This is a genomic window from Nocardia sp. NPDC101769 (genome assembly GCF_044766925.1).
Classification (GTDB): Bacteria; Actinomycetota; Actinomycetes; order Mycobacteriales; family Mycobacteriaceae; genus Nocardia.
In genome coordinates this window covers 35226-59390 of record NZ_JBIWMX010000030.1, presented here as the reverse complement: position 1 = coordinate 59390, position 24165 = coordinate 35226, and the positions used below count along the sequence as shown (strand labels likewise).

23 protein-coding genes and 1 riboswitch are annotated in these 24165 nt (G+C 67.4%); of the genes, 12 read left to right on the top strand and 11 right to left on the bottom strand.

The genetic code is table 11. The features are described from left to right. Positions 1-113 precede the first annotated feature (113 nt). Together ACIRRA_RS35015 and ACIRRA_RS35010 are read left to right on the top strand one after the other, a co-directional pair. Positions 114-482: a hypothetical protein gene (locus tag ACIRRA_RS35015; RefSeq protein WP_402777126.1), complete on the top strand. Its 369-nt coding sequence runs from the start codon at positions 114-116 to the stop codon at positions 480-482. A 122-nt stretch (positions 483-604) separates the two neighbouring features. Then, positions 605-2473 carry a Na+/H+ antiporter gene (locus ACIRRA_RS35010; RefSeq protein WP_402777124.1) on the top strand — a complete coding sequence of 623 codons (1869 nt, stop codon included), beginning with the start codon at positions 605-607 and terminating at the stop codon, positions 2471-2473. On the opposite strand, the gene ACIRRA_RS35005 is transcribed toward ACIRRA_RS35010, so the two are convergent. Beyond that, complete coding sequence (locus tag ACIRRA_RS35005) at positions 2449-3705, bottom strand: MFS transporter (protein WP_402777121.1); 1257 nt, start codon at positions 3703-3705, stop codon at positions 2449-2451. The two genes, ACIRRA_RS35010 and ACIRRA_RS35005, sit on opposite strands and share 25 nt — an antisense overlap. 274 nt (positions 3706-3979) lie before the next feature. Between ACIRRA_RS35005 and ACIRRA_RS35000 the strand changes: the two genes are divergently transcribed. Both ACIRRA_RS35000 and ACIRRA_RS34995 read left to right on the top strand, forming a co-directional pair. Then, positions 3980-4444 carry a hypothetical protein gene (locus ACIRRA_RS35000; protein WP_402777119.1) on the top strand — a complete coding sequence of 155 codons (465 nt, stop codon included), beginning with the start codon at positions 3980-3982 and terminating at the stop codon, positions 4442-4444. Next, positions 4441-4755, top strand: a complete 315-nt coding sequence (locus ACIRRA_RS34995) for a winged helix-turn-helix domain-containing protein (protein ID WP_402777117.1) — start codon at positions 4441-4443, stop codon at positions 4753-4755. Before ACIRRA_RS35000 ends, ACIRRA_RS34995 begins: the two co-directional genes overlap by 4 nt. 17 nt (positions 4756-4772) lie before the next feature. On the opposite strand, the gene ACIRRA_RS34990 is transcribed toward ACIRRA_RS34995, so the two are convergent. Beyond that, complete coding sequence (locus ACIRRA_RS34990; protein ID WP_402777115.1) at positions 4773-5213, bottom strand: hypothetical protein; 441 nt, start codon at positions 5211-5213, stop codon at positions 4773-4775. 600 nt (positions 5214-5813) lie between these two features. On the opposite strand from ACIRRA_RS34990, the gene ACIRRA_RS34985 reads away from it, so the two are divergent. Next, positions 5814-6212: a hypothetical protein gene (locus tag ACIRRA_RS34985; RefSeq protein WP_402777113.1), complete on the top strand. Its 399-nt coding sequence runs from the start codon at positions 5814-5816 to the stop codon at positions 6210-6212. Between the two features lie 93 nt (positions 6213-6305). Here the strand turns inward: ACIRRA_RS34985 and ACIRRA_RS34980 are convergent, their stop codons facing one another. Next, entirely contained in the window at positions 6306-6692 is a 387-nt protein-coding gene (locus ACIRRA_RS34980; RefSeq protein WP_402777111.1) for a DUF6221 family protein, read from the bottom strand. Between the two features lie 187 nt (positions 6693-6879). On the opposite strand from ACIRRA_RS34980, the gene ACIRRA_RS34975 reads away from it, so the two are divergent. Together ACIRRA_RS34975 and ACIRRA_RS34970 are read left to right on the top strand one after the other, a co-directional pair. Further along, on the top strand, positions 6880-7506 hold the full coding sequence (locus ACIRRA_RS34975) for a TetR/AcrR family transcriptional regulator (RefSeq protein ID WP_402777109.1): 627 nt from the start codon (positions 6880-6882) through the stop codon (positions 7504-7506). 81 nt (positions 7507-7587) lie between these two features. Beyond that, positions 7588-7938, top strand: a complete 351-nt coding sequence (locus ACIRRA_RS34970) for a hypothetical protein (RefSeq protein WP_402777107.1) — start codon at positions 7588-7590, stop codon at positions 7936-7938. A 397-nt stretch (positions 7939-8335) separates the two neighbouring features. On the opposite strand, the gene ACIRRA_RS34965 is transcribed toward ACIRRA_RS34970, so the two are convergent. The 4 genes from ACIRRA_RS34965 to ACIRRA_RS34950 all read right to left on the bottom strand — a co-directional run bounded on the left by ACIRRA_RS34965 (position 8336) and on the right by ACIRRA_RS34950 (position 16063). Further along, complete coding sequence (locus tag ACIRRA_RS34965; RefSeq protein ID WP_402777105.1) at positions 8336-8614, bottom strand: hypothetical protein; 279 nt, start codon at positions 8612-8614, stop codon at positions 8336-8338. Between the two features lie 73 nt (positions 8615-8687). After that, positions 8688-12812, bottom strand: a complete 4125-nt coding sequence (locus tag ACIRRA_RS34960; RefSeq protein WP_402777103.1) for a hypothetical protein — start codon at positions 12810-12812, stop codon at positions 8688-8690. A gap of 268 nt (positions 12813-13080) precedes the next feature. Beyond that, complete coding sequence (locus ACIRRA_RS34955) at positions 13081-14955, bottom strand: pentapeptide repeat-containing protein (protein WP_402777101.1); 1875 nt, start codon at positions 14953-14955, stop codon at positions 13081-13083. 766 nt (positions 14956-15721) lie between these two features. Beyond that, positions 15722-16063, bottom strand: a complete 342-nt coding sequence (locus ACIRRA_RS34950) for an ArsR/SmtB family transcription factor (RefSeq protein WP_402777099.1) — start codon at positions 16061-16063, stop codon at positions 15722-15724. A gap of 87 nt (positions 16064-16150) precedes the next feature. Between ACIRRA_RS34950 and ACIRRA_RS34945 the strand changes: the two genes are divergently transcribed. The 3 genes from ACIRRA_RS34945 (at position 16151) to ACIRRA_RS34935 (ending at position 18711) form a co-directional block, all read left to right on the top strand. Continuing rightward, positions 16151-17374: an MFS transporter gene (locus ACIRRA_RS34945; protein WP_402777097.1), complete on the top strand. Its 1224-nt coding sequence runs from the start codon at positions 16151-16153 to the stop codon at positions 17372-17374. A gap of 72 nt (positions 17375-17446) precedes the next feature. After that, positions 17447-17622, top strand: a riboswitch (M-box (ykoK) riboswitch). A gap of 201 nt (positions 17623-17823) precedes the next feature. Beyond that, the gene (locus ACIRRA_RS34940; RefSeq protein WP_402777095.1) at positions 17824-18537 is read left to right on the top strand and encodes an MgtC/SapB family protein; all 714 of its coding nucleotides are present in this window, start codon (positions 17824-17826) and stop codon (positions 18535-18537) included. 51 nt (positions 18538-18588) lie between these two features. Beyond that, a complete protein-coding gene (locus ACIRRA_RS34935) occupies positions 18589-18711 on the top strand; it encodes a hypothetical protein (protein WP_402777093.1) in 123 nt (40 codons plus the stop codon). A gap of 1 nt (position 18712) precedes the next feature. Here the strand turns inward: ACIRRA_RS34935 and ACIRRA_RS34930 are convergent, their stop codons facing one another. The 4 genes from ACIRRA_RS34930 to ACIRRA_RS34915 all read right to left on the bottom strand — a co-directional run bounded on the left by ACIRRA_RS34930 (position 18713) and on the right by ACIRRA_RS34915 (position 22610). Then, a complete protein-coding gene (locus ACIRRA_RS34930; protein ID WP_402777091.1) occupies positions 18713-19477 on the bottom strand; it encodes an SDR family NAD(P)-dependent oxidoreductase in 765 nt (254 codons plus the stop codon). A gap of 335 nt (positions 19478-19812) precedes the next feature. Next, the gene (locus ACIRRA_RS34925; protein WP_402777089.1) at positions 19813-20652 is read right to left on the bottom strand and encodes a helix-turn-helix transcriptional regulator; all 840 of its coding nucleotides are present in this window, start codon (positions 20650-20652) and stop codon (positions 19813-19815) included. Positions 20653-20770: 118 nt separating this feature from the next. Continuing rightward, on the bottom strand, positions 20771-22348 hold the full coding sequence (locus ACIRRA_RS34920) for a DHA2 family efflux MFS transporter permease subunit (protein ID WP_402777088.1): 1578 nt from the start codon (positions 22346-22348) through the stop codon (positions 20771-20773). Positions 22349-22436: 88 nt separating this feature from the next. Then, a complete protein-coding gene (locus ACIRRA_RS34915) occupies positions 22437-22610 on the bottom strand; it encodes a hypothetical protein (protein WP_402777086.1) in 174 nt (57 codons plus the stop codon). Positions 22611-22769: 159 nt separating this feature from the next. Here ACIRRA_RS34915 and ACIRRA_RS34910 point away from each other — a divergent pair, with 159 nt between their 5' ends. Both ACIRRA_RS34910 and ACIRRA_RS34905 read left to right on the top strand, forming a co-directional pair. Next, positions 22770-22991, top strand: a complete 222-nt coding sequence (locus ACIRRA_RS34910; protein WP_364611276.1) for a hypothetical protein — start codon at positions 22770-22772, stop codon at positions 22989-22991. 37 nt (positions 22992-23028) lie between these two features. After that, a complete protein-coding gene (locus ACIRRA_RS34905; RefSeq protein ID WP_354833064.1) occupies positions 23029-24132 on the top strand; it encodes an SPFH domain-containing protein in 1104 nt (367 codons plus the stop codon). The last annotated feature ends 33 nt before the right edge of the window (positions 24133-24165 follow it).

Here is a 24165-nt window from a genome sequence, read left to right as displayed (position 1 = left end):
GCGATGACGAGGGCATCGACCGCGAGTTGCCCGGCCCGGTCGCCCATTCGGGCGCAGCCGCCGATGGCCGGTAGTGCTCGGCATCCACGCGCATCGGTCCCGACCCGCGAATCATGTTGAGCAACACGGTAACCGGGATCGGGCCGCGGTCCGGTGCGAAGTCGGTGAACTCGTGGAATCTGCACTTCGGCATGCGGGGCGCTAAGGTGCCGGGGGTCGAATTCACCAGCGTTGCCAGGAGTTTCACCATCAGCATCGAGCCAGCCGCCGGTCCGGACACCGACCTGCGCATCACTCTGACCGTCTGTCATGCCACCACCGTCGTGTGTTTCTCGGCGGGTGTCGTCTCCATCCTGATCGGTGCCTATACCGATGCCGGGACCGTGTTCAACCTGGTCGGCGTGGTGCTGTGGCTGGTGGCGCTGGCCGCCCGGTTCGGGGTCTTCGCGATCACCCGGTCGCGGTCCGGGCACGCGGAGTAGCTCCGGTCTCGCGATGAGGTGAGTCCCGGCCGGGTTCGTTCCGCGCCGGTGGCCGGGGCGGGGTTGTTCGCCGGTGGCGAGCCGATGGCGGAATCGAACACGGCGGCTGGCACGATGATCTCGTGGAGTGGGCGTTCGGACTCGTATTGCTGGTGTCGGTAGCGGTCGCATTGGCGGCCGGCGCGCGCCGGCTGGGGCTCGGTGAGCCGTTCGTGCTCACCGTGGCCGGGGTGATCGGCTCGTATCTGCCGCTCGTGCCGGAGTTCGATGTCGAACCCGAACTGGTGTTGCTGGGGTTGCTGCCGCCGCTGCTGTACACGACGGCGATCCGCACGTCGCTGGTGGACTTCCGGCCGAAGAAGACCACGATCACCCTGCTGTCGGTGGGATTGGTGCTGTTCACCGCGTTCGCGGTGGGCGGGGTGGTGTATTGGTTGCTGCCGGTGCCGTTCTCGGCGGCGGTGGCGATCGGCGCGATCGTGGCCCCGCCCGATGCGGTGGCGGCCACGGCGGTGGCGCGCCGGGTCGGAATGCCGCGCCGGATCGTGACGCTGCTCGAGGGTGAGTCGCTGTTCAACGACGCGACCGCGCTGGTGACCCTGCGCACCGCGGTGGCCGCCATGGCCGGCAGCGTGACGATGTGGGAGGCGGGCGCGAGTTTCATCGGCGCGGCCGGTGGTGGCGCGCTCATCGGCGGGGTGGCGGCGATGGTGCTGGCGTTCCTGCGCCGCCGCATCAGCGATCCGGTGCTGGACACGAGTGTGTCGCTGCTGGCGCCGTGGATCGCGTACCTGCCCGCCGAAGGGGTGCACGCCTCGGGTGTGATCGCGGTGGTGACCTGTGGCCTGATCCTGGGTCACGGCGCCCCGCAGTGGCAGAGCGCGGCCTCGCGCATCGCCGAGCACACCAACTGGCGCACCATCCAATTCCTGCTCGAGAGCGCGGTTTTCCTGCTGATCGGCCTACAGGTGCGGCATCTGGTCGAGAATGCCTGGCACAGCGGGCTGTCGCATTCGACGCTGCTGTGGACGTGTGCGGCGGTGCTGGTGACGGTGATCGTGGTGCGCCCGGTGTGGGTGTTCCCGGCGACCTACGCTGCCTGGCGGGTCGAAGGGCGGCGGCAGGGAAAACCCAAGCCGGAGTGGACCGGTCCGGCGGTGGTGGCGTGGGCGGGCATGCGCGGGGTGGTGACGCTGGCCGCGGCGCTGCTGCTGCCCGGCGATACCCCGGAGCTGGCGACGCTGCGGCTGCTGGCGGTCGTGGTGGTGGGCGGAACGCTACTGCTGCAAGGCTTGTCGCTGCCGTGGCTGGTGCGGGTGCTGCGGTTGCGCGGGCCCAGTCAGGCCGAAGACCTCCTGCAGGAAGCGAATCTGCTGCAACAGGCCACCGTCGCGGGATTGAAGGCGCTCGAGGAGAACATCGCCCCCGAAACCCCGCCGGACGTGGTCGACGCCCTGCGCAATCGCGTGGTGGTGCGCGCCCAGTCGGCGTGGGAGTTGCTGGGCCGCTCCGAATCCCAGCGTGTCACCCCCAGCGGCGAGTACCGGCGTCTGCGTCTGGCCATGCTCGCCGCCGAACGCGAAGCCGTGCTGCGCATCCGTGATTCGGGCCAGGTCGATCAGGAGGTCCTGCAGGCGGTCATGGCCACCCTCGACATCGAGGAGTCCACCATCGATCGTGTCGCCGAGGCCGACGAGGACGACGGCACGCCGCTGCGCTCCCCCGTCACCGCCGGCGCCTGCGAGCACCTGCGCGAGGCCCCCTGTGTCCGCACCCCCGACACCCCCGATGCCTGCGGTGAATGCCTCGACGAGGGCCTGGTCTGGGTCCACCTGCGCATGTGCCTGGACTGCGGGCACGTCGCCTGCTGCGACTCCTCCCCCGGCAATCACGCCACCAAGCACTTCGACAGCACCGGCCACCCGGTCATGCGCAGCGTCGAGCCCGGCGAATCCTGGCGCTGGTGCTATCTGGACGAACTGCTGGGCTGACCGCGAGGTCGACGGCGGGCTGAGCCGCCGAAGGCCAACGGCACGAACAACATCAGTGCGACCGCCTGCGTGGCGAGGGTGAACACGACGACCGCGGTCACCGAACGACCGTAGAGCACGCCGATCAGCGTGGAGCCGGCCAGCCAGGCCAGACCGTAGACGGCGGTGAATGCGCCGTATCCGGTGCCGCGGCGTGCGGCGGGGACCATGTCGGCGACCGCGGCGCGCAGGGTGGATTCGTGGATGCCCATCGCCGCGCCCCACACGATCGCTCCCGCCCACACCGGACCGGCATGGGTCGAGAACGACAGCAGCGGCACCGCCGCCGCGAGCGGCAGCGCAATCACCAGCCCCCGCAACCCGATCCGGTCGTAGAGGTGCCCCGAGGCGAGTGCGGCCAACGCCGCCGCACCCATGGCGGCGGCGTAGGTGACCGGGATCAAACCGTCGGGGAGCACGTGACGGGCCTGCAGATGGAACGACAGCACCCCGAACGTCGCGAACCCGGCCATCGAGGTCGCGGTGAACGCCGCGTAGAGCCAGAATCGGCCCGGTAACCGGCCATCGGCGCGCACGGCGGTCCCGGCGTCGTGATGCCCGGTTTCATAGGCCGCCGGCCGGGGCGCCGCGCGCCGCAGCCAGGCCAGGGTGAGCAACGCCAACGCGCCGGGAATGGCGAGTACGGCGAATGCGAGCCGGAAGCCGGAGAGCACGATCATCCCTGCGACCAGCAGCGGTCCCAGCAGCGCCCCGGATTGGTCGAGTGCCTCGTGCACCGCGAACGCCTTCCCGCGCCCGATGCCCGCGCTCGCGGCCTGGGCGAGCATGGAGTCGCGCGCCGGGGTGCGCACGGCCTTGCCGAACCGTTCGGCGACCACCAGCCCGGCGGCGGGCCACAACCAGGTCGCCAGCGCCATCAGTGGCACCGACACCACCGTCAGCGCGTACCCGGCGATCGACAATGCCCAGTGCCGGCCGGTGCGGTCCGACAACGGGCCTGTCACGAGGCGGAACACCAGCGCGACCGCCTCCCCGGCTCCGGTGACGAAGCCGACCAGCGCGGCCGAGGCGCCCAGGGTGGCCAGATACGGGCCGGTGATCGACCGGGCCCCCTCGTAGACGATGTCGGCGAGCATGCTCACCACACCGAACGCCGTCACGAACCGCAGGGGCGACAGCCGGTTCACCCCGGCCGGCCGATCCGCCGGCCCCCACTCGATCTCGTCCGCCATGAGCGACAGTCTCCCCTGCCGGCCGCCCTCAAGCCGGGCGGTCGCGGGCGGGTCGGTTGGGAGAAGGGTGGTCGGCGCTTCGGGCCGGACGTCGCAGCATTCGATCGGGGGCGGCGATGTGGCGACCGCCCCAGCGGGTGCTGTGAATCATGTTCGTGCGCAATGCTCTTCGCGGTGCCGGACCCGGAATGCCCAGTCGGCCACCAACCATCCCTTGACTTTCCTAGTAGGAAAGTAGATGCTTACTTTCCTACTAGGAAAGTGAGGGGTCGGCATGGACGGCATTACTCCGGATCAGGCCCGGGCGGCGCTGGATGCGGCGGGGCGGGCGCGGCGGCAGGTGGCCGAGGAGGTTGGGTTGCCGCGGGGGTACTGGTGGGGAATGGGTTGCGGCTGGGTGGTTTTGGGGGTGATCGGTGATTTCGGGCCAGGGTGGCTGACGGCGGTCGCGACGCTGGCGTTCGGCGCGGGGCATTCGGCGCTGGCGTCACGGTTGCTGGATGGGCGGCATCGCACCGGTCGGGTTCAGGTCAGCACGGAGGTCGCCGGGCGGCACACACCATTGGTCGTGATCAGCATGCTGCTGGTCCTGGCCGCACTGACCGTGGTGGCGGCCCTGCTGCTGGACGCCGATGGGGCCGGGCATCCGCGGACGTGGTCGGCGGTGTTGATCGCGGCTGTCATCGGGTTCGGCGGGCCGGAGATGCTGCGGGTGGGGCGTCGGTGGGTGCGCACATGAGCGTGGCCCGCTTCGATGAATTGATCCATCCGAGTACGCGATTGACTCTGGTGGCGACATTGGCCGCGGCGGATTGGGCGGAGTTCGCCTTCCTCAAAGAGCGGTTGAATCTGTCGGATTCGGCGTTGTCGAAACAGTTGGCGACGCTGGAGGACGCCGGGTATGTGGCGACCGAACGCCGCCTGGAGGGCAGTCGCCGCAAGGTTCGGGCCCGCCTGACCCGCGCCGGGCGTGACGCCTTCGACGGGCATGTCGCGGCGCTGCGCGAGATCGTCGCCGGGGCGACGCCGCCGGAGAATCCCGCCGGCTAGGCAGCGCCGGCCGGGGATCAGTCGGTGATTCGCCATTCGTTGCGGTCGGCCATGGCGCGCGCCGACCAGCGGATGGCGTAGCCGATCACGAAGCAGGGCAGCGAGGTCAGCACGAACACCGCCGTCGCGACCACGAATCCACTGACCAGCCCCATGATCAGCGACTGCCAGCCGGGGTCGCAGCGGCTGGTGAACCCGCTGACCGCGGCGCAGTCACCGAAGGTGGCCTGCCCGTAGAGGCGCGCCCACAGCGTGATCGCGGCCCAGATCGACAGCGCCAGCAGCACATTGGCGATGTACCAGCAGCGCACCAGTTTCCGGACGAAGATCAGTGCGCCGAGTTGCCCGGCGTCGAGACCGTCGGCGACATCCTCGTTGATTCCCAGATGGCGGCCCCAGCTGGAGGGCTCGGGCACGTCGGCGACGACGGGTTTACTGGCGTACCGGCTTGCGGTCATACAGGGCGATCCTTCTGCACCTCGAACAGTCCACGGGCACAGGTTGATTCGCGGTGCCGACCCGAACTGAAGACAAATCCGGATCGATCATTGCAGCACCGGCCGGTTTCCGATGGTTTTGCGGCGGAATCGTGGTCGATCACTGTCACGATGCCGGGGAGGTGTCGCGGCCTCGAATTGCGGTGCGGCGGCGCCGAGGCCGGGATCGGGGGTGGCCTCGGCGCCGCCGTGTTCGCGGCGCCGCCTGATGCGGGGACGCGGGTGCGAGTCCCGGGGAAGAGACTCGCGGGCATCCGATGCCGTGGGCGTCTGCGCGTGTCCGCCCAGGCACGATTCGGATATCCGAAACGGTAGCGACAAGATAGCTGTATCGCTCGACGAGCACGCGAATTAGGGGATCGTTAGGGGCATCGAACTTTTCGGGCCGATCGGTCGCAGCTGGACGATAACCGCTGATCATGAGGCCGGGACGACCACCCGGACGGCCGGAACGAGTAGCCCGATACGCGCGTGCCGGGGGTCCTGAACACCGACACTGGTGGAATGCGCCATTGGCGCGAAAGATCCCATTCCTCCGTTCATCTGGGGAGATGATCGACGATGATCCGGTCACGGAAGTCGGCCCTCACCGCATTCACCACCTTCGCCGCCGCAGCCGCGGCGCTCGTGCTCGCCGCGCCGCAGGCGTCGGCGTATGTCACCAGTGTCAGCGTGTCCAGCGGGTCGAGCATCGGCGGTGGCTACGGCACCAACTGTTCGTACACGGTCACCGTGAACGGCAGCCCATACGAATACGTCTGGCTCTACGACAGCAATACCGCCACCTTCGGTCAGCAGCAGTTCAGCCTCGGCAGCGGCGGCACCGGCACCTCCAGCTGGACGCCGACCTCGACCGGAGTCCACTACATCCAGGCCTGGACCTACAACGGCTCGCAGTGGGCGTTGGTGACGGTCAGCACCGGCATCAATCTCGGCAGCGCCTGCGTGGTCACCGGCTAGCGACGCGGGCGGGTCCGCGCGAGTCCCCGGTAGTCCGGTGCCGGGTGTGCGATCACATCCGGCACCCGGCGAATGGATTCGGCCCTGCGCCAATCAATCACGCGGAAGCGGGTAGTCCCGGTGATCGGACCAGATGCCGGCCACCGCGCGGACGGTCGGGCACGGCCACACCGCCGGTTCGTGGTCGCCACGGGAGTCGGGCTGCCGGCACACCGAGCAATGCCCGCCCGCATCGGGGGTGTGCTGGCCGAGGATCAGCCGCAGCGCCGCTTGGTTCCGCAACAGTTCCTTCGGGGTCGGTGCGCCGGGCAGGAACACCGACGACGGGGCGGTGCGGCTGCCGCGGCGGCGTACGTGACGCACCCATTCGTATTTGATCACGCGGCCGGTGTCCCGGAAGTCACGCTCGAGTTTCAGAGCGAATTCAGCGGCTTCCTGCTGCTTGTCGAGGCGGCCCGCGATGAACGCGCTGATATCCATCTACTCACGGTAGTCGGCATTGTCGACATCGCCGCGAATCGGCCCGGCACCGGTCGGACCGCGTCGATCAGCGCCCGGAACGGGCACCGATGCCGCGCCCCTCCGCGGGTCGCACGGCTCACGCACCGAACACCCGCCGATGCCGGGTGCGCGATCCCGCCCGGCACCGGGCATTACTCTTGACCCGGTGCACACCGAGCAGCCTCCCTCCGACGCCGAGCCCCGTATCTGGGGTGGAACGACCCTCACCGAACGCCGTGAGGCGCGCCGGGCCGCGCTGCTCGAGGCCGCACTGGACCTGATCGGCGAGTCCGGGGCGGGCGCGGTCACCATGCGCGCGGTGTGCCGGCGCGCCAACCTGACCGACCGCTATTTCTACGAATCCTTCGCCAGCCGAGACGAACTGCTCGATGTGCTCTATCGCCAGATCGCCGAGGAGTTCCTGGATCCGATGACGGCCTTCGCGGTCGTCGACGATCCGGACCGGGATCGCGCGCTGTCGGAGACGCTGGTGGAGAAGGTGCTCGAGGATCCGCGCAAGTCGCGGCTGTTTCTGGTGGAGCCGTATTCCTCGACGGGGCTGGGGCAGACGACGATCGCGGTGATGCCCGCGTTCACCCGGTTGATCCAGGATCACCTGTTCGCCCACATCGAGGATCCGGTGCGGCGGCGGCTGGCGGCGGTCACCATGGCCAGCGGTAATGCGGGCATGTTCTCGGCGTGGCTCAATGGCACGCTGCGCGCCACACGCGAGCAGATCGTCGATCATCTGGTGGAGACCATCGACGCCTACCGCGGCGTGTATCGCGGCTGAGCCTGGTCGTCGCCCCCGCCGGGTCCGCTCGCGGCGCAGCGGGTTCGGATCGTCGGATCAGGCGGCCGGTATACGTACGACATGGCTGCCGAAGCGCATGCCGAACTGCGGCAGACCAGCGAATGCCGCTACGCCCTCGACCAGTCCGCGGCCCTGGTCGACGCGGCCCCCGACACCGCTTTGCCCGCCTACGTCTATGATCGGGCGCTCGCGGCCGGATTCGCCGCCGAGTGCCTGATCAAGCTCGGTGCCGGCGGTCCTGCTGTCGCGGCCGCCGAACGCTGCTGCACGCTCATCGACCCCGCGTTCAGCCTTTCCAGGGGTTTCGCCGATGTCGGCCACGCCCTCGCCCTGGCCCTCACCGACGAAATCGGCGAAGCCGCCGCCATCATCACGGCACGTGGGGTCCAGTGGCGCGAAAAGTCGCGCTGAGGACCCGATGGGGTCAGATCGACCGGGATTCGGGTGATTGCTGAGCGTTGTTGCGGCGCTGGTGGTTTCATGAGCGGCTGTGCGGGATGAGAGCGCGCGCGGGGGCATTGGCTCTCAACTCTCTAGTCGTTGCGTTCGGGCCATGCCAGTCCAGCCGTAGTGAGTGCATCCGGGACCCGCCGCATCTGCGCGAGATCTACGCCCGCGATGGCCGCAGATAATGGGCCGTTATCTGCGGTAGGTCCTTAGCGTGACTTTTCGCGGACCTGGACCCCACATGCCATCCACGGGCGCTGAACCTACCCGGCTTCGGTCTCGGCGGCAGAGGTCTCGCGTGCTGAACCCACGGCGGACTGATCAATCCGGTTGAGCCGGGTTTCGCGTATCCGGGGGGGGCTCAGGCTGGACGGGCGAGCGAGGCGATGACCCGCTGGACGTCGGCCAGTCGCACGACGGCGCCGGTGCCGGCACCGGTGACCCAGGCTTGCAGGATCTCCCGCATCAGCGTGGTCGCTCCGATGCCGCGTTCCTCGGCCAGATCGCGCAGTTGCCTGTCGAGGTCGAGGATGCGCAGCGAGCGGGTGATCATCGCCACTCGGCTCAAATCAGCGCCCATCTCGCACACGGCGAGCAGGCCCAAGCGGGCCCGCGAAACACTCACCGCCGCCGCAGTCAAGCCCGCTCCCGAGGTAGCCGCGAGCAGCCCGCACAACCAACACCCGGGAAGTCCGGCTGGGGTTACTGGTTGGCTAATGGGGTGTGTTCGGGACCCATTGGCTGATGGAGGGTTCGGTGCCGTGTCCGCTCTGGTAGTGCTCGTAGTTCAGGGTGAACATGGTGCGCCATTGGTCGACGATCATTTTGGCGGCATTGGGGTGCGTTGCTTGTTGGTCTGTGCCGTCGGGGGTGCGGGAGAGCCATGCTCCGGTCGGTGAGTAGATGTCGAGGAAGTAGTCGGACTGTTGGGGCGTGTGGCCGCCCGAGTGCCCGAGTATGTAGATGTAGCCCTTCATCTCGGCGGCGATGTCGAGGTAGGTGACGTTTGGGTCGGGGTCGTTCAAGGCCGTGGTGGCGTTCCAGTAGTGCACGTTCAGGCGGGAGTAGTCGTGCTGGTCGACGGTGATGCGGAAGGAGGTGTCGCTGACGGTGTCCGTGAGCAGCCATGTTGCGCCGGATTGCAGCACCCGCACCGTCACGGTCGGGGTCAGGGTGCACATGGCGGGCAGCGTGATGCCGCGATCGTTTTCCAGGGCTGACCGGAGGCTGTCGGGGATCGTGCCCTGGGCGAGGCTGGTCTCGACGCTGCTGTCGATCTGGTAGCCGTTTCCGGTGACTTTGACGTCCGCGGCTTCGGGCAGGTAGTAGCCGTGCTGTTTGAACTCGTCGAGGATGTCGGTCGAGACCGCGCTGATCCGCAGCATGCTGAGGTCGCCCGCGGCCAGGTTGAACAGGACTTTGGTGTCCTGGCTGACCGGCAGCGCGCCGCCCTCGCCGAGCGAGACCTGGTAGACCGCGCCGTTGGTGGTGTCGTCGATCGTCCACTGGGTCGAGAGGTCTTCGCCCGTGCCGAGTGTGACGTCGAATGAGCCGTTGGTGTGGGAGAGGATGTAGTAGGTGTCACCGGCGTCGATCCGATACCCGGACGAGAGGGCGACACCGGCGTTGCTGAATGCCTGACGCAACGGTAGCGGGGCCAGCCCGGCGTCCAGTGTCGTCGCGGTGTCGGCGGATGGTGACAGGTTGGGCAGGACGCCGCCGTCGAAGCAGTGGACCGGGTTGCCGTTGATGTCGAGGGCCTGGATGCGCTGGTTGATGCTTTCCAGGATCAGGATCCGGCCGTCCTCGGTGACCGCCAGCCCGCACGGGCCCGACATCAATCCCTGGCGGGTGCCTTCGCCACCGAGCGTCAGCGCCGGCATGGCTTCGGAGTCGTCTACTGGTGAGGCGGGTAGCTTCAGTACCTGTATTTTGCTGTTGGCCCAGCTTGCCGCGATGACATATCCGTTCGGGTGCACGGCGAAGGCGTCCATGTGGGGGATGGTGAAGTAACCGAACGTTTTTCGGTTGGGCTGGCCCACGCCGAACGGGGTCGTGTCGTCGAGAACGATCTGTCGTAGGAAGTAGTTGATCTCTTCGTTGACCAGCTTGGGCTCGGCGTAGAAGTTGTTGGGGCTGAAAGGCGGTTGTGGCCAGGGGTAGACCTGTATCTGGTCGGTGACGCGCCTGATGTCGTAGGTGGTGGTGTCGCCGATGGCGATGCTCCATTCGGCCGAGGCGGTGATCACCGTGATGGTCGCGAGGGACTCGTCTTGGCTGTTGGTGATCGGGTAGTTCGCCGCGGCGAACGCGTTCTGGATGGTTTGGCTGACTGTGCTCGCGTCGAGGTCGGACTCGGTCTCGGTGGGGAGGGTGAACAGCGGTGCCGGACCGAATTGGTCGTAGACGATGAACGGTTGGTCGCTGAAGCCGCATTCGGAGAATTTGTAGCCCACCGAGAGGTCGGCCAGGGTGCTGATGTTGGCGAAGCTCCACGACTGGCCGGTCTCTGCGCACCCGGGGCCGGGATAGTTCTGGCCGGAGGCGCTCCAGCAGTAGCCGAGCATGTAGGCCTTGTCGTTGAGGGTGACATCTGCCAGACCACACAGGTTGTCGCCGGTGTTGGAGCAGTTCAGATCCCCTGCTACCGCGGTGGGTTGATCGCCGGTGTGCCACACGTAGGAACCTTGCCCGGCGTCCCAGGTGGTTTTCTGCTTGTAGTGGTACTGGGTCTGAGCGGTCAGCGGTACCAGGTTCTCCTGGATCGATCCCTCGATCGTCAGCTGTTGTTGCTGCTGCGGCACGACGGCATCGACCCAGGCGCTTTGCCAACGTCCGGCCAGCCAGTCGCTGTCGGAGTACACGCCGAAAACGACCTGCAGTTTACTGCCGGCCGGCAGGTCGGTGAAGGTGGTCACGACGGGGTCGCCGGCGTGCCCGGCGACTGGCAGCGCACCGGTCTGGTGGTAGTTGGTGCCGTCCTTGTATTGCACGATCGCGACCCAGTGATCGGCCTCGGTGGGCCAGACCGCGTCCTGCGCCGTCCGACCGTGTGTCGGGTCGGGGTGGACGGTGAGCTGCAGCTGGAATTGACGCTTGACTTCGACGGTGTAGGTCGCGGGAGATTTGAGCACCTCGACAGTGGTTTCGGTGATCTGAGCACCGTCGATGGCCATGTCCACCGCCCGGACCGCCCACCCCACGAACGGGATGGCGTCCTCGACCTCAGCGACCACGATCTGGGTGAACACCCAGGTAGCGAGCTTCTCCACCGCTTGGTCGACCAGGATGCCGGAGAGCTTGTCGGCGAGCGTCGCCAGCGCCTTCTTCATCCCGTCCTCGGCCCACTGGTAGCCGACATAGCCGGCGAACACGAACGCGGCCGCCGCCTTGAGCGCCCCCATCAATTCCTTGTCCGCGGCCAGAGCCTTGTACCAGCCGCTACTGGTGATGGCGGCTCCTGCCGCGAGAAACAACACCGGCACCCCGTATTGGAAGATCCCTGTCGCGACGGCCCCCACGAGGTCGATCTCGGTATCCCAGTCCGACCTGCCGATCCCGCCCCACAGCAGATCGGCTGCGCTTGCCTGCTCAGGCCAGGAGAACGAGAACTTGGTCGGGTCTGTCGGCGTCGGTATGCCCAGGACGGCGTTGACCGCTGACACCGTGCCGCAGAAGTACTTCCCGTTGTCAGGGTGATCGAACATACCGCCCCAAATTCCGGAGAAGCCATCGACATTGGTCAGCACCGCGCCGGCGTCGTCCCGGAACCGCACATATGTCGAGACGGTGCGCAGGTAGTCGTTGCGGGCGGCGATCGAGAACGTGCCGTCCTGGAACGAGAGCAGGTCAGGAGGAACATCCAGGCCGTGTCCGGGTGTCTTGTTGTCGAGGGTGAACGTGTAGCCGTCGGTGCCCGCGGCCTCGCCGAACGCACCGGCGGCAGCGAATCGCGGAGGTGTGACGCCGGCGGCCTGGGTTGTCGCCGGCCGTCCCGGGTTGACCGACCACTTCAGGTTGCGCAGCCGAAGATCGTCTTTGGTCTTACGGATCGCTTCGCACATGGGCCCCTGCCCGCTCGCGCCCGCAGTCTCGTCACTCAACTTGTAGTGGTAGACGGTCTTCCCGGCCTGGGCCCAGGGCCCGTTCGGGTTGTAGGTGTAGGGCTGGTCGTGTCCATCGGTGGAAGCGGTGATGGTGGCGAATCCACCCGTTGTCGTGGCGGCGCCCTGGCTGGAAATGGTGAGCGCGAAGTCGTGGATGCCGCCGGTGTTCGCGATCGTGTCGATCACGATCGCTGCCGTGGCGCTGTCGAGGCTGGCCAGTTCGGGATGATGGAACAAGATCGACTTCGCCGTCTCGATCGGGGTCATCAGACAATCGGCGTCCAGTGACATCGACAGCGTCGCCTCCGGCACACCATAGGCAGCCAGGGTGGCGTTCGGGATGGCGATCTGCTCAGCGATCTTCCCGAGGGCCGGTGTCGTGGTTCGTGCCGCGACGCGTGCGCGCTGCGGGACGTGGATTGTCATCGCCACCAATGCGGGCAATGCCGTGTCGCCGTCCTGGTAGTGGACGCGCACATGATGCGGTGACTCTTCCGAGACCACCACGTCCTCGGCGTAATGAGTGAACCGCGCAAGCTCGTTCTCGGGCATCGCGGCCAACGCCGCGTTCTGCCTGCGGGCCTGCGCGAGCGTCTGCGCGGTGTGCGCCCGGACCGGATGCCTACTGCGATAGCCCTTGACCCAGTACTCACGATGCCCGGCCCCGGAATCGTGGCTCAGATCGAGGTGGAACGTGACACGCGTGGTGGAGCGCACGGGAAGTCCTTTCATCAGCAGACGGTTTGCACTGTCCGATCCGACCCCGCCGACGGCATCACCCGCCCGTCTGCCCATTCCCGACGGTCGTGGAGCATGGCGAGATCATATTTCGACACCAACGCTCGATTTGCGATGCGCGGAGTGCGGCGGGGCCATTGTCGCGGCTTCGCCTGGACTCGCAGCGTTGCATTGTTCGCTGGTTCCTATCCAGCTGTGATGATGGTGGCGTGCACGACGCACCAGAAATGCTGATTCGCCGCCACGCCCATCCGGCTGCCGGTTACCTGAGATAGCACCAGTTGTTTTCTGATGGCACGCATGCCGGAGGATGGGGTGGCTCTGCGGCGGTCATCAGTGTCTCGACATCGACCCCATGGTTGCGCTGGGACCACCGCATACCATTGGGACATGTGGTGTCATCGTCGATCGCCGCCGTGAGTCCGACTGTTTCGCTGAATTGGGGTGCCTGCTGTATTTGCTCGTTGTCTGCGTCATAGGCGATGACCAGCAGCGGCGGGCTCCCGTATACACGGATGGTATTCGGTTGACCGGTGGGCAGGATGAGAGAGAAAGTGCCGTACGTCGACTGCAGACCGGATGTTCCGGACTGGTCGTAGTTGTCGATCGACCACTGCTGCCCGGTTTCGACAACGGTGATGGTGGCCGTGGCGATCAACGCGAACCCGGCGCTGGAGAACGCGTTCTGGACGTCGGTGCTGAGTTTTCGCTGGTCCAGGTCTGAAACCAGGGAGGTATCGGTACTGTCGAACAACGGCACGCCGACAAACGTCTCGGCCGGGCCCTGGATGCTCAGTGCGACAGCCGCGTTCGTGAGATCGGCACCGGGCAAACTCGCGCCGGTCAGGTCCGTACCCTGCAGCGACACGAATGCCAGCGATACAGCCCGGTCGTTGTCGCCACGACCCAGTGATGCCCCCCTGAGGTTGGTGTTGACCAGGTTCGCATACGACAGAGCAGCGCCGTCCATGTTCACCTGACTGAGGTCCATCGTGGCGAGGTTGGCCTTGGCGAGGTCGGCGTTGCGCAAGTGGGCGGAATCGGCCTTGGCATTCGACCCGTACAACTGCACGCCCGACAGGTCGACCGACACAAGGTTCGCCGAGGTCAGATCCGCATTGGGCATGAGTGCATTGACCAACACGGCAGCCGGTAGCCCGTCGTCGGCAGCGAACCGGGCACCTTCGAGTTTGGCGCTCTCCAGAATGGAGTTGGACAGATCGCAGCCCACGAACGACACTCCTTCCCCGCCGGCGAGCGCGCTGACCTCGCTCAGATCCGCACCCGCGAAGTCGGCGCTCCTGATCGTTGCCTGGTTCATGTTCGCGCCACGCAGGGTAGCGCCGGAGAAGTCGGCCCCCGACAGGTCGGCGCCGGCGAAGTTGACGCCCTTGGCCATGACCTGGCGCAGTTTCGCGCCCGAAAGGTTGGCGCCGGACAGGTCCGCGTCGGTCAGCACCGCACCGGAGAGATCGGCATTGGACAGGTCGCACGCCGGCAGTTTGATGCCGGTCAAATCGACACCCGCGAACGATACCCACCGCAGGTCGAGCCCCTGGCCACCACCGGAGGCAAGCAGATCGGCCAGGCCGGGGGTGAGGACCTGGTTTTCGAACAGCATGCTGTCGTTCGTGGACTCTCCGTAGTACACACCCACCAGGGTCATCCCCTGCGCGGACATGTTCATGCCTCCGCTACCGGTGGAGCACTGAACGAGAAAGGCGCCGTTGCCTTGGTCCAAGATAAGGAAGGGCGAGTCCAACTCCGGGTCCAGGTGGGGTTCGTCGGCGAGCCAGTATGTCGGCGGCATCCATGTCAGGTAATTTCCATTGCCAGCCTGAAGCAGGAACCCCCAATCACTCGGGTCCAGTGAGCCATACAGATTGAGTCGCTGCTCGTCATTCGGTGACGAATCGAAGCCGGACATGCACATCTGCTGCGATCCGAGGTCCACGGTGACGGCGTTGCCGGAATTAGTGAGCGCCCACTTGCCGAGAAACGGGAGAGATGAGCCGCTCATAACCCCGACGGTCCCATGCTCGCGAAGCCATTCAATGCGACGGTAACCATACGATAAGTCCCCTTCGTTTTCGTTGGATAATTCCCACATCCGATGTCCGTACTTCTCGAACTTCACCGATAGAGCAACCGGCGGCGCGCACACTCCGTCGGTCTCGTCATGAGATTCCATGGGTCTCGCGCGCATAGCGTCGATATGAGATGGGGGATGCGGTCAAGTAACTGTGCCCACGATGCGACCGCGTTTCCGACTCGACTGACCCACGGCCGACAGTAGTGAGACCCAGCGAGATCCTGCGCTGGAACAGCGCAGATCCCGCGCATTTGGCACGAATCGAGAGTGTTGACGGCACGAAAAGTCGCAGGTTTCTACAAATTTGCTACTGCTCGAGCTGGGCGGAATGGCACCGATCGTGTGGGCATTACCGCGGCTGTCTCGAGCCCTGCAGCGCTGGGACACGAGGAGACCGATGCCGTGATCGCGCTGGTGTCGGCCGAACCCGATCCGGCGGTCGGCCTGCGACGCTGCTGGGCGCGGCCCTGTCGCATCCGCAGCGGAAGCTCGCGGTGCTGCTGGCCGGCGCGGCGGATCCGCTGGTGGAGCCCGTGCCGACCCGGGTCACCCTGCGCCGTATCGAGTATCCGGCCGAACTGTTCACCCCGCTCGGTTTCGACGACCCCGTGGCCGAAACATCGCGCGGCACTGGCATATTCGGCGTATCTGGGCACGGGTCCAGCTGTGGCGGACGATGCGTGGCACGCTACCGGCCGACCAGGAGGCCTGGAAGTCCTACGTCGACGAGATCCGGCGGGTGCTGACCGCCCCGAGTCCGAGCGGGCACGAAACCGGCGTCGACCGGCCCGGAGTCGTCGCGACATTCGGGTTAGGCGCTCAGGGTCGCACCGCGACCGTGGGTGATGACCAGGTCGAGCAGGCCGGGGAAGCGGGCTTCGAGATCCTCGGTGCGCAGCCGGTTGAGGCGGCGGGTGCCCTCGTCGCGCTGACGGATGACGCCGGCTTCGCGCAGGGTCTTGAAGTGCCCGCTCTGGGTGGATTTGCTGATCGGCAGATCGAAGGTGGTGCAGGCCAGTTCGCCGTTCTCGGCGGCGGCCAGGCGGGTGACGATGGTGAGCCGGACGGGGTCGGCGAGGGCGGCCAGCACGGTGGTGAACCGCAGTTCGTCGCGGTCGGGGTGGACCAGTTCGGTCGCGGTTCGGCTCGCCATGGTGTCCAGACTAGTCCGCATGTTCACAAATTCCGAACATCCTGTTATGTTCGGAAATACCGAACATGTCTGTGCCGGGAGGACGCCATGACCATCGAGCAATCCACCGCAGCCGCTTCCGATCGCGCTGCCGCCCCGCAGGATTCACCGCCCGGGAGCGCTGCGCGGTTCCGGGGCACCGCCTACACGCTGTTGATCCTGTTGACGGGCACGAATGTGGCCACGCCGCTGTATCACGGTTATGCGCATCGGTTCGGGTTCTCGCCACTGGTGATGACGCTGGTGTTCGCGGTCTACATGGGGGTGCTGATTCCCGCGCTGCTGATCGCCGGTCCGGCCTCGGATGTGCTGGGGCGACGCCGGATTCTGCTGCCCGCGCTGGTGCTGGCGGCGCTGGGCACGCTGGGTTTCGCACTGGCCACCGATGTGGCGTGGTTGTTCGCGGCCCGAATCCTGCAGGGGCTGGCGGTCGGGGCGGCCTCGGGTGCGCTCACCGCCGCACTGACCGAGCTGGAGCCGCACGGTAGCCGCCGCCGGGCCGCGCTGGTGTCGGCGGTGGCCTCGGCGGGCGGTATGGGTCTGGGTCCGGTGCTGGGAGCTGTTCTGGCGCAATATCTTCCGGCTCCGTACGTGACACCGTTCATGGTGGAACTGGCGCTGCTGGTTCCGGCCGTGGTGGCGATGGCGGCGCTGCCCGAGACCGCGGTGGTCAGCCGGTGGCGGCCGCGACGGCCGAGTATCCCGGCCGGGATGGGTGCGGTCTTCGCGGCCGCGGGCACGGGCGCGTTCCTGGGTTTCGCGGTGGTCGGCGTCTTCCTCACCCTGATCCCGACCTATGCCGCGACCCTGTCGGGCAGTACGAATCTGGTGATCGGTGGTGCGGCGGCCGCGCTGCTGCCCACGGCGTGGGCGGTGGCGCAGCTGGTCGGCTACGGAAAACCCGAACGGGCCCTGGACTTCACCGGCTTCCCGCTGCTGGCGGTGGGTCTGGTGCTGCTGGCGGGCGCGGGCGCGGTCTCCTCGCTGCCGTTGCTGTTATTCGCGACCGTGCTGGCCGGGGCCGGTCACGGCCTGGTGTTCCTGTCGGGATTGACCGCGATCAATGCGGCCGCGCCTGCCGATCGTCACGCCGATGTGCTGTCGACCTATTTCGTGATGGCCTACTGCGGCAGCGGCGGCCCGGTCATCGGTGTCGGCCTGCTGGCGGGCGCGACCGGTCTGCTGGCTGCGGTGCAGATCTTCGCCGTGTCGGTGGCGGTGCTGTGTGTGGTGCGGCTGGTGGCGCGGGTCGCGGTCGAGGCGCGACGCTAGCGGCTGCACGAATGCGACGGCGCTCACGTCGGGTTGCCGATCGTGGCGGGCCGGTGTTTACTTCTGGGCGCAAGGTGCCGTCGTTAGCTGAGGCTCCTTCACGGATACAGGCCGGCGATCCCGAACGTCGAGAGACGCCCCGGATCAGGACAGGTTTCCCCGAGCTAAGGGGATGCCCCGACCGGCTCCCGCCATCCGTGGCGGGTTTACGCCGTGGAGTGCTGAAGGTCTTACGAGGGGTGGTACCCGTACCGGCGAGTTCACGCCGGTCCCACTCCCCCGGCATGCGTGCGTGTGGCGTCGAGGAGGTGGTGGTCGTGCCCGATGGACCGGAGCGCGTTCCGTTAGCCAATCGTTCACTCGGCGACACTCCTGCAATCCTCTGGCCGCTACCTGTACCCCGGTAGCGTCCGAGTCCGGAGTGCGCCGTCATGCGCTGGGAGATCGAGATGACCACGTGGGAAATGCTGCTGCGACTCGGCACGGGTGTCGGGTTGGGCGCGGTGATCGGGTTCGAGCGTCAGTTCCGGGCCCGGATGGCGGGACTGCGCACGAATTCGCTGGTCGCCGCCGGGGCGACCTTGTTCGTGCTGCTGTCCGCGCACGGCTTCAACGGTGCGTCGGCGGATCCGACTCGTGTTGCGGCGCAGATCGTTTCGGGTATCGGGTTCCTGGGCGCGGGTGTGATCCTGCGCGACGGGTTCAATATCCGCGGCCTGAACACCGCGGCGACGCTGTGGTGTGCGGCGGCGGTGGGTGCGCTCGCGGGTGCGGGCATGTATTCGACCGCGGTGGCGGGCACGGTGGCGGTGGTGGTGGTCAATACCGCGCTGCGCACGGTGGCGCGCACGGTGGATCGCCCCGGTATCGACGAGGTCGAGGTGCAGGAGGCGTTGTACGGCTTCCACGCCGACACCGACGACGCGCACGAGGCGCATGTGCGGGCACTGCTGGTGCAGTCGCTGACGCGCACCGACTTCCGGCTGGTGTCGATCTCGAGCCACGACACCTCCCCGGGCCGGGTGCAGGTGCGGGCGGAGCTGACCGGTGACCGCCGCGACGACCGGCAGATGGAGGCCGCGGTGAGCCGGTTGAGCCTGGAGCCGTCGGTGACCAGCGTCGGGTGGCGCACGGTGCCGCAGCTGGCAGCGGCCGAGGAGTGAACCTCGCGCTGCGGTCGGATACGCCGACCCCGCTCGCGGTGCCGCTGCCGGATGCGTCGGTGGGGCGCGATCGCGGGTCCGCCGGAGCTGGTGTACGGCAACGACGGTCGCGCCGACCTGCCGGTGGTGGCCGGCGAGCTGAATTTCGAGACCGCCGACCTGCGCGCCTGCTGATTCACACCATCGCCGACGGGACCACCGTGGTCAGGCCGCCATCGACGAGCAGGTCCTGACCGGTGATGTAGGACGCCTCCCCGGAGGCCAGGAACGCGACGGCGGCGGCCACCTCGTCGCTGTCGCCGACCCGCCCGAGCGCCACCCGCGCCCCCGCGGCGGCCTGCGCTGCGGCGGAGGCCTCGGCCCGGAAGGCGGGGGTGTCGATGTAGCCCGGGCTCACCGAGTTCACCCGAATCCCGCGTGGCGCCAACTCCGCCGCCAGCGTCCGCGTCAGACTCTGCACCGCCGCCTTCGTCGCCGAATACAGTGCGGCGCCGGGCGCGCCCCGATACGAGGCGAAGGAGGCGTTGAGGACGATCGCACCCCCGTCGACCAGCATCGGCAGCACCTGCCGCACGGTGAAGAACGCGGCCTTGAAATTGATCCCCACCACCCGATCGAATTCGCCGGCGGTGACCGCCGAAACCGGCTGGAACGCACCGATTCCCGCATTCACGAACACCACATCCAGCCGCCCGAACCGCTCGGACACCACCCGCGCCAGCGCCTCGAGATCCTCGGCCACGGTAGCGTCCCCGGCCACCCCGACCGCCCGCTCCCCCAGCTCGGCCACCGCGGTATCGAGCCGGTCCTTGTCACGCCCGGTGACGATCACCCACGCCCCCTCCCCGAGGAGCCGCCGCGCAGCGGCCAGCCCCATCCCACTGCTACCGCCGGTGATGAGCGCGACCTTGTCCTGGAACCGAAACCCGTTGTGTGTCATGACTTCAGCCTGCCGGGCCGCACTGTGGGTAAACAGTGCGCATCTATCGTGGGTGTGCCACCACCACCTTGCCGAGCGATGTGGCCGAACCGGGTCCAGGGCGCCGTTGCCTTCGACGATGGCCGCCAGAGTCGAGTTAGCGCTGCATGCATCACCGGAAATGTGAGCAGGGCCAACATGGCTCGGCCGTGGCCCACGAACGCGATACAGAACGTGTGCTCTGCGGGATCCACACGGCCGGAACAACATTCGAGACCATTCGGCGATTCCGATACAAAGCGACGCTCACCCGCCGGGAGCCACGCGATCAGGATCAGGGAGTCGTCACTGCCGGCTCAGGCGGGTGGGGCGAGGCGGAGACGGTGGAGCTGGTCGAGGCGGGCGGCAGTGTCGGTGCCGGCGCGGGGGTTGTAGAGGACCAGGTGGCGGTCGGATCGGTCGGCGAGGGTGAGGGTGGTGGCGTCGAAGTGGAGTTCACCGGCCTCGGGGTGTTGCAGGGCGTTGACCGCCTGCCGGGCCGGGCCGACATCGTGGCGGGACCAGAGGCGGGCGAATTCCGGGCTGCGGGAGGCGAGTTCGGTGATGACGGAGTCGAAGCCGGGGTCGCCGGGGCAGAGTGCGGAGTCGGCACGGTAGGCGGCCACGACAGCGGGGGCGGCCTCGGACCACGTCTGTGGCACGGCCAGGTAGCGCGGGTTGGTGAAGTAGGTGACCAGGCAGTTGTGGCCGGGACCGTCGTAGCCGAAGACGGCGCGGGCAGTGTCGTTGTAGGCCAGCACGTTCCAGTAGCGGTCGCGCAGGACGGCGGGGCGGGGGTTCCAGGCGTCGAGGAGGTTGCAGGTCTCGACGGTGATGTCGGTGCCGCTGTCGGTGGCGGGGCAGGGTGGGTTGAGGCCGGCCAGGACGTAGAGGTGGGCGCGTTCGGGGGCGGTGAGCCGCAGGGCGGCGGCGATGGCGTCGAGGACGTCGGTGGAGACGGTGATGTCGCGGCCCTGTTCGAGCCAGGTGTACCAGGAGACGCCGACGCCGGCGAGGACGGCGACTTCTTCGCGGCGCAGCCCGGGGGTGCGGCGGCGGCCCGCGGTGGGCAGTCCGACCCGGTCGGGGGTGAGGCGGGAGCGTCTGTCGCGCAGGAACTCTCGCAGATGCTCGCGTCGTCGGCCCGCTGTGTCCATACCTCACGCTAACAATGGTGAGCACCTCACCACCACCGGTTCCCGGCCGCCCTGAGACCCGGAAATGCCGTGTGGCCCACCCGGAAGCGTTTCCGGATGGGCCACACGGGTTTTCGGGTCAGTGGACGACGGCGGGCGCGTCGGCCCCGGCGGGTACGGCCGGTTTGGCGCGGGGCAGGAAGAATGCCGGGATCAAGGTGGCGGCCAGGAGGCACAGCGCCACCACGAAGGTGTGGGCGAAGGCGCGCGCGGCGAGGTCGAAGCCCTCGTCGAGCAGGGTGTGCGGCAGATGCGCGAGCTGGCCGTTGTAGCGCGACCCGATGGCCGCGTTGGCCAGCGACGGGTCGGGGGCGCCCGGGGGCAGCTGCACGCCCTTGCCGCCCAGGGTGTCGCCCCGGTTGAGCAGGCTGGTCAGCACCACGGAAATGGTTGCGGTGCCGATGGATCCGGCGGTCTGGTTGACGATGTTCATCAGCGTCGACCCGCGCGCGACCTCACTGTGGGTCAGCGTCTGGATGGCGGCGGTCATGGTCGGCATCATGGTGCAGCCCATGCCCAGGCCCATCACGAACAGCACCCCGCACAGCAGCGCAAAGGGGGTGTCGGCCTTGACCTGGGTCAGGAACGCCATGGACACCGACATGACGGTGATTCCGGTGAGCACGATCTTGCCGGGCCCGATCTTGTCGACCAGCCGGCCCGCGATCGGCATGGTGAGCATGGCGCCCAGGCCCTGCGGGGCGATGAGCAGACCGGCGGCCAGCGTCGATTCTCCGCGCACCTGCTGCAGATACGACGGCAGCAGCAGACCGGAACCGAAGAACGCCATGGCGAACAGGGTCATGGTCATCACCGCGAAGCGCAGCGACCTGTTCGTGAACAGCCGCAGCTCGATCAGCGGGTGCTCGGTGCGCAGGGCGTGGAAGACGAACCCGATCAGCAGCGCCAGGCCGATGATCGCGGGGATGAGCACCTTGGCCGATTTGACGGTGCCCTCACCGGGAATCGAGGACACGCCGTAGAGGAAGGCGGCCAGACCGGGTGAGGCCAGCAGCATGCCGAGGAAGTCGAAGGTCTGCGAGGGTTCGGGGTTGTCGCGCGGGAAGACCACGAACGCCAGGATCAGCGCGATGATGCCGATGGGCAGGTTGATCAGGAAGATCCAGTGCCAGCTGAAGGATTCGATCAGCCAGCCGCCCAGGATCGGGCCGGCGATCGGGCCCAGCAGCATCGGCACGCCCAGGACCGCCATGACGCGGCCGATGCGCTGCGGGCCCGCGGCGTGGGTCATGATCGTCATGCCCAGCGGCATGAGCATGCCGCCGCCCAGGCCCTGGATGACGCGGAAGGCGATGAGGGACTCGATGTTCCAGGCCGTCGAGCACAGCACCGAGCCGAGCACGAAGAACACCAGCGCCATCATGTAGAGGCGTTTGGTGCCGAACCGGTCGGCGGCCCACCCGGTCAGCGGGATGACGGTCGCCAGGGCGAGGGTGTAGCCGGTCATCGACCAGGCGGCGATGGCGTAGGTGGTGTCGAAGTCGTGCTGGAAGGTGGGGATCGCCACGGTCACGACGGTCACGTCGAGGATCGACATGATGGCGCCGAGCACCACGACGCCGGCGATTTTGAAGACGCCGATGTCCAGCTTGTCGTCGGCGGAATCGGCCGCCACGGTATCCGGAGGTGTGGTCACCGGTTCAGCCTGCCAGCCGGTCGGTTACGAAACCAGCACATATTGGTATCGGCGTTTCGCGGCATTCGGGCAGCATCGTCATCGCGGCTCATTCCGACGGTGGCGGCCGGCCGTCGTCATTGTCATAGAAGTTCTCCGCGGCCGCGTCGGCGGCGGCCTCGGCCCGCATCTCGAACTCGGAGGGGTCACCCGGATCCGGTTCGCGCACATCGCTTCTGCCCTCGGAATCGGTGGGATCGACGGGGATGCGATCGGTGCTCACGGGAGATCCTCTCTGCAGCGCGATGGTCGCCAGGAGTCGGATCACCCGATCATACCGAGAGACAGCTAATGTCCGGCGATTTCCCAGGGGCCTCGGTCGGCCCCTTCGGCGCGCGTACGCTGGCGTTCTCGAGCGATCCAGTCGAGGAGTTCATTCGCGATGACCGACCCTGTAGTGGGCCTGACCGGTACGCTGACCTCGCCGATCCGGGGCAAGGGACTCCTCGGTGAGGTGCAGGTCGCTATTCGAGGGGGAACCGAGCTCTACATTGCCCGCGCCGAGGAGCCGTTACCGGCCGGCGCGACCGTGCTCGTCGTGGCCGTGCATCCGGGGCGCATCGTCGATGTTGTTGCGTGGATTCCCCTTCCGGGCGATCGATAGATCGAGAACTTCTTTCCACGAGTAGAGGGAGACAGCGATGCTCGGGTATCACGTTCCGGCTCCGGACCAGGCGATGCTGGTCAGCGGCGGCCGCGGCGGCAAGGACAACGCACCGTTTCGGGTGATCATCGGGCACGGCGCGTGGGTGGTGCCGTTGTTCCGCAAGGTGCGGTATCTGTCGCTGGCCATGTTCGAGGCCGAGATCGGCGAACGCTGCGTCACCAAGCAGGCCATCCAGCTCGATGTGCGGGCGGTGATCGCGTTCAAGGTCGCCAACGACACGCAGTCGATCGTCAATGCGGCACAACGGTTCCTGTCCGAGCAGGAGCGGGAGATGAGCGTGCTGACCGGGCGCATCTTCTCCGGGCATCTGCGCTCGATCGTGGGGTCGATGACGGTGGAGGAGATCATCCGCGAGCGCCAGAAGCTCGCCGACGAGGTGCTGGTGGCCTCCAAGGTGGAGATGAGCAATATCGGGTTGTGGGTGGACTCGTTCCAGATCCAGCACATCGACGACGGCAACCTCGGCTACATCGCGGCCCTGGCCGCCCCGCACAATGCCGCGGTCAAGCGTGACGCGCAGATCGCGCAGGCCGCGGCCGCGCAACTGGCGGCGCAGGCCGAGCAGGAGTCCCAGCGCAAGCAGGCCGAGTATCAGCGCGAGACCGCGATCCTCAAGGCGCAGTATCAGCGCGATATCGACAAGGCCAATGCCGAAGCGGCGCAGGCGGGTCCGCTCGCGCAGGCCACCGCCCTGCAGGAGGTGCTGTCCGCACAGGCCGAGCAGGCGCGCAAGCAGGCCGAGCTGCGTGAGCAGCAGCTGCAGGCCGAGGTGGTGAAACCGGCTCGGGCAGAGGCGGATCGGGTGCGGATCCTGGCCGAGGCCGAGGCCGATCGCACGCGCATCCAGGCCGAGGCGGCGGCGTCGAACAACCGGATCGCGCTGGATCAGCTGCTGATCGAGCAGTTGCCCGAGATCGTCAAGCAGGCGTCGGTGGGCTTGTCGAAGGCGAACCTGACCGTGCTCAATGGTCCCGATGGGGTCTCGGAGATCGTGAACGGCATGGTGGGCCAGGGGCTGACGGTCTTCAATTCGTTGCAAAAGGCACTTTCTTCCAACAACGATCAGCCCGCGGACTAGAGTGACCGCCAGAGGGACGCGGCGACGAGGAGC

Coding starts and splice junctions, on each gene's coding strand:
- ACIRRA_RS34910 (WP_364611276.1), top strand. CDS start 22,770: ATGACCGACCCTGTAGTGGGCCTGACCGGTACGCTGACCTCGCCGATC.
- ACIRRA_RS34960 (WP_402777103.1), bottom strand. CDS start 12,812: ATGAAAGGACTTCCCGTGCGCTCCACCACGCGTGTCACGTTCCACCTC.
- ACIRRA_RS34905 (WP_354833064.1), top strand. CDS start 23,029: ATGCTCGGGTATCACGTTCCGGCTCCGGACCAGGCGATGCTGGTCAGC.
- ACIRRA_RS34950 (WP_402777099.1), bottom strand. CDS start 16,063: ATGGCGAGCCGAACCGCGACCGAACTGGTCCACCCCGACCGCGACGAA.
- ACIRRA_RS34990 (WP_402777115.1), bottom strand. CDS start 5,213: ATGACCGCAAGCCGGTACGCCAGTAAACCCGTCGTCGCCGACGTGCCC.
- ACIRRA_RS34945 (WP_402777097.1), top strand. CDS start 16,151: ATGACCATCGAGCAATCCACCGCAGCCGCTTCCGATCGCGCTGCCGCC.
- ACIRRA_RS34935 (WP_402777093.1), top strand. CDS start 18,589: ATGCGTCGGTGGGGCGCGATCGCGGGTCCGCCGGAGCTGGTGTACGGC.
- ACIRRA_RS34930 (WP_402777091.1), bottom strand. CDS start 19,477: ATGACACACAACGGGTTTCGGTTCCAGGACAAGGTCGCGCTCATCACC.
- ACIRRA_RS35000 (WP_402777119.1), top strand. CDS start 3,980: ATGGACGGCATTACTCCGGATCAGGCCCGGGCGGCGCTGGATGCGGCG.
- ACIRRA_RS34985 (WP_402777113.1), top strand. CDS start 5,814: ATGATCCGGTCACGGAAGTCGGCCCTCACCGCATTCACCACCTTCGCC.
- ACIRRA_RS34925 (WP_402777089.1), bottom strand. CDS start 20,652: ATGGACACAGCGGGCCGACGACGCGAGCATCTGCGAGAGTTCCTGCGC.
- ACIRRA_RS35005 (WP_402777121.1), bottom strand. CDS start 3,705: ATGGCGGACGAGATCGAGTGGGGGCCGGCGGATCGGCCGGCCGGGGTG.
- ACIRRA_RS34970 (WP_402777107.1), top strand. CDS start 7,588: ATGGCTGCCGAAGCGCATGCCGAACTGCGGCAGACCAGCGAATGCCGC.
- ACIRRA_RS34995 (WP_402777117.1), top strand. CDS start 4,441: ATGAGCGTGGCCCGCTTCGATGAATTGATCCATCCGAGTACGCGATTG.
- ACIRRA_RS34940 (WP_402777095.1), top strand. CDS start 17,824: ATGACCACGTGGGAAATGCTGCTGCGACTCGGCACGGGTGTCGGGTTG.
- ACIRRA_RS35015 (WP_402777126.1), top strand. CDS start 114: ATGTTGAGCAACACGGTAACCGGGATCGGGCCGCGGTCCGGTGCGAAG.
- ACIRRA_RS34980 (WP_402777111.1), bottom strand. CDS start 6,692: ATGGATATCAGCGCGTTCATCGCGGGCCGCCTCGACAAGCAGCAGGAA.